Origin of the sequence: Nostoc sp. UHCC 0251, assembly GCF_034932245.1 — a bacterium.
Taxonomy (GTDB): Bacteria; Cyanobacteriota; Cyanobacteriia; order Cyanobacteriales; family Nostocaceae; genus Nostoc.
Genome location: NZ_JAYGHD010000218.1, coordinates 1 through 3,719, shown reverse-complemented (window position 1 = coordinate 3,719; position 3,719 = coordinate 1). Strand labels below are relative to the sequence as shown.

Sequence of the window (3,719 nt, the reverse complement as noted above, 5' to 3'; positions counted from 1 at the left end):
ACGCCTTTACGTTGATACACAAGATGATTACTTTGTACAGTGCGTAAGTCCTAATTTTGTAGGACTTACGTAGAAGAGATCCCTAAATTCCCTTCAAAAGCAGGGTTGTTTCATTCGATCAGGTAGATATTTTCTCAATATCATGAGCGAGAAATAAGCATTAAGTTGGTAATCCAAAAAATACTTTAGCAACTATGCAAATTTAAGTGTGAGCGCCATCTACCCAATATGAAAACTCGCCGTCAGTTATACATATACAGCGATGATTGCGAACGGCTCCATTCTTTTGTGATGATAGTTTTGAAAATACGCGCTAGTACGAATGTTGTAGAGTCTAAACTGGTAAATTCATTCGATTCCCCATGAAAAGAGAATCTCACCACTAAAAGCGTGAAAGAATCAAAAACAGAACTAGTGAGGATCATGTATAATTCAGAAGCAGCTTTGGAAAAAGCAAGAGTGCGTGTAGGTTTGGTGGGTACTGGGTATGCAGCAAAGTTTAGAACTGAGGCATTGCTCAATAATGAGCGATCGCGATCGCAGTTAATAGCAGTCGTTGGTCATACCGCAGAGAAAACAGAAAACTTTGCCAAAGAGTACGAGATTGAAGCGTTGAGTTCTTGGCAAGAGCTAGTAGAGCGTGAAGATATAGACCTAGTAGTAATCTCCACTATTAACCGAGATCATGGTGCGATCGCTCGTGCAGCCCTCACCAACGGCAAACATGTGATTGTAGAGTATCCTCTTTCGTTGGATGTAGTCGAAGCTGAACAACTGATTGCCTTAGCCAAAGCACAACAAAAACTCCTGCACGTTGAACATCTGGAACTTTTGGGTGGTTTGCATCAAGCCTTGAAGAAAAACTTAACCAGAATTGGTGAGGTGTTTTATGTTCGCTACAGCACCATCAATCCCCAGAATCCTGCGCCCCGCAAATGGACTTATAACCACGAGTTATTCGGCTTTCCCTTAATTGGTGCGCTGTCTCGCCTACATCGTCTCACCGATTTATTTGGTAAAGTATTTACTGTTAACTGTCACCAGCGATATTGGCAAATAGAACCGGAATACTACCAAAGCTGTTTTTGCACTAGTGAACTCTCCTTTGAGAGTGGACTTTTAGCCCAAGTAGTCTATGGGAAAGGCGAAAGTATTTGGCAATCAAAACGCAAGTTTGAAGTTCACGGTGAAAAAGGTGGTTTAATTTTTGATGGCGATACAGGAATTTTCATCCAGCCAGAGGAAACAACACCTATAGAGGTTGGCCCTCGCCGGGGTTTATTCGCCAAAGACACGAGTATGGTGTTAGACCATCTTTTTGATGGTACTCCTTTGTACGTGACCCCAGAGGAGAGCTTGTATACCCTAAAGGTTGGTGAAGCTGCACAAAGAGCTGCAAAGACAGGGTTAACTATATTTATTAAAGATATCTAGATAAAAGTTAATGAAAACCGAACTAATTGTTATTTTATCCCAACGAGAACTAGACAAAATGCGTCAAGCTGGGCGTTTAGCAGCGAAACTTCTCCAGCATCTCGAACCGTTTGTGAAGCCAGGTGTTAGCACTCTTGAACTAAATGATGAAGCCGAACGCTGGACGCAAGCGCATGGAGCAAAAAGCGCCCCCCTTGGTTATAAGGGCTATCCTAAATCGATTTGCACCAGTGTAAATGAGGTAATTTGTCATGGCATTCCCAATGCCAAGCAAATTCTCAAGGAAGGTGACATTGTTAATATTGATGTGACGCCGATTGTTGAGGGTTATCACGGCGATACATCTAAGACATTCTTTGTCGGCACTCCTTCGCCAAAAACGAGAAAGCTAGTAGAGGTGACAGAGGAGTGTTTGCGCTTAGGTATTGCTGAAGTTAAACCTGGGGCGCGTATTGGCGACATTGGTGCAGCCATTCAAGAGTATGCTGAAGGACAAGGCTTTTCTGTGGTGCGAGATTTCGTTGGACACGGTATCAGTAATATTTTCCACACTGCGCCAGATATTCCCCACTATGGCACACGCGGTAAGGGCAAGCGCCTCAGACCAGGAATGGTTTTTACCATTGAGCCAATGATTAACGAAGGCACTTACGAAGTCGAGGTTCTGGGCGATAAGTGGACTGCTGTAACGCGCGATCGCAAGCTTTCTGCTCAATGTGAGCATACCTTAGCTGTAACTGAAGATGGCGTTGAAATCCTGACTCTCCCAGAAGGCAAGAATTACTGGGCTGTATAATCACAAGCAGGCAAATCCATCCCTGAACCTAGCACGCTTCAAATTGCTTGCAGCTTCGTAAATAGTACTATTATGGCTTTTTTGGCAAACCCCTAAAATACTGTGAATTTTGGGTGGTGTTGGGTTAAAAAAGAAACATGAAAATTATCAAACCCATCACCAATTGGTTAGAAACCCGTGCTTGTGCTCCTGCATACGGCGGTTGGGTACTAACAGCTACGGCTATTTGTTTTTTTGGCGCAGGTATCAATACGATGGCAGGTTGGCTGTACGCCATTAGCGGCATTAGTTTTGCCCTTTTGGGTGTAGCAGCCATCTTACCGCCGCGATCGCTCACAGGTCTCTCGATCACCCGGCGTCCCATCGAACCTGTGTCAGCCGGCGATGATCTGACTGTGGAATTAGAAATTCGCAATCAGACACAGCAGCCTGTAAGCTTGTTGAAAGTTGAGGATATTTTGCCCTTTGTTTTAGGGAAACCAGTACACAAGGCAATCGAAACGATTCCTAGCCAAGGTAGTTACCGTTGGGTATATTACCACCCTACTGTGCGCCGAGGCGTTTATCGCTGGCATACAGTCGAACTAGGTTCTGGTGCGCCTTTAGGATTGTTTTGGTGTCGCCGTCAGCGTGATTGTGCTGCCACAGCGATCATCTATCCGACAGTGTTACCCTTAGCTACTTGCCCCCTAGTAGATGAAATGGGACAAGAAGAGAGCAAAAGGGGCGATCCTCGTGGCAGACCCTTGCAGACAGCGACAACGGGGCTGGTGCGATCGCTCCGTCCCTACCGCATAGGAGATCCCACTCGTCTGATTCACTGGCGGACTAGCGCCCGCTATGGAGAATTAAGGGTGCGGGAGTTAGAAATGGTGACAGGTGGGCAAGAAATTGTTATTGCCCTTGACAGTGCTAGTAATTGGGAAGAAGAAAACTTTGAACAAGCAGTAATTACCGCAGCTTCGCTATATTTTTACGCACAGCAACAGCAATTACAAGTGCAACTGTGGACAGCATCGACAGATTTAATCAAAGGCGATCGCTTTGTGCTAGAAACCTTAGCAGCAACTACAGCCCTAGAAGATACCAGTTCAGTCGTTCCCAAAAACCACCCTTTGATTTGGCTGACTCAAAACCACCTGAGTGTTGCTAATCTTCCTCAAGGAAGTCGCTGGGTTTTGTGGCCAAATATTTCCTCACCAGCAGAACAAGAGGTAACTAATTGGGAACGCCCTGGTATCATTTTGCAAAGCGATCGCCCGCTGCAATCCCAACTACAAAAAACATTAAGTTTATAAAAAATTGCACAAATTATTGGGCATTGGGCATCGGGCATTGGGCATCGGGCATTGGGCATTGGGCATGGGGCATTGGGCATTGGGCATTAGTTATTCTCCTTGTCCCCCTCATCTTGCCCTGCTTCCTCTGCTTCCCCTGCTTCCCCTGCCCCCTTGCCCCCTGCCTCCCCTGCTCCCCTTCAATTGAAAAC

The 3,719-nt window shown here is 45.6% G+C and carries 3 protein-coding genes; all 3 read left to right on the top strand.

All coding sequences use genetic code 11. The features are described 5' to 3' along the window. Window positions 1-423: 423 nt before the first annotated feature. The 3 genes from VB740_RS17525 to VB740_RS17515 all read left to right on the top strand — a co-directional run bounded on the left by VB740_RS17525 (window position 424) and on the right by VB740_RS17515 (window position 3,528). Window positions 424-1,434 carry a Gfo/Idh/MocA family oxidoreductase gene (locus VB740_RS17525; protein ID WP_323201241.1) on the top strand — a complete coding sequence of 337 codons (1,011 nt, stop codon included), beginning with the start codon at window positions 424-426 and terminating at the stop codon, window positions 1,432-1,434. A gap of 10 nt (window positions 1,435-1,444) precedes the next feature. Further along, the gene (map, locus tag VB740_RS17520; RefSeq protein ID WP_323201240.1) at window positions 1,445-2,230 is read left to right on the top strand and encodes a type I methionyl aminopeptidase; all 786 of its coding nucleotides are present in this window, start codon (window positions 1,445-1,447) and stop codon (window positions 2,228-2,230) included. A gap of 137 nt (window positions 2,231-2,367) precedes the next feature. Next, complete coding sequence (locus VB740_RS17515; protein WP_323201239.1) at window positions 2,368-3,528, top strand: DUF58 domain-containing protein; 1,161 nt, start codon at window positions 2,368-2,370, stop codon at window positions 3,526-3,528. Window positions 3,529-3,719: the final 191 nt, after the last annotated feature.

Excerpts from the sequence above, each read along its gene's own strand:
- VB740_RS17525 (WP_323201241.1), top strand. The coding sequence starts at position 424 with ATGTATAATTCAGAAGCAGCTTTGGAAAAAGCAAGAGTGCGTGTAGGT.
- map (WP_323201240.1), top strand. The coding sequence starts at position 1,445 with ATGAAAACCGAACTAATTGTTATTTTATCCCAACGAGAACTAGACAAA.
- VB740_RS17515 (WP_323201239.1), top strand. The coding sequence starts at position 2,368 with ATGAAAATTATCAAACCCATCACCAATTGGTTAGAAACCCGTGCTTGT.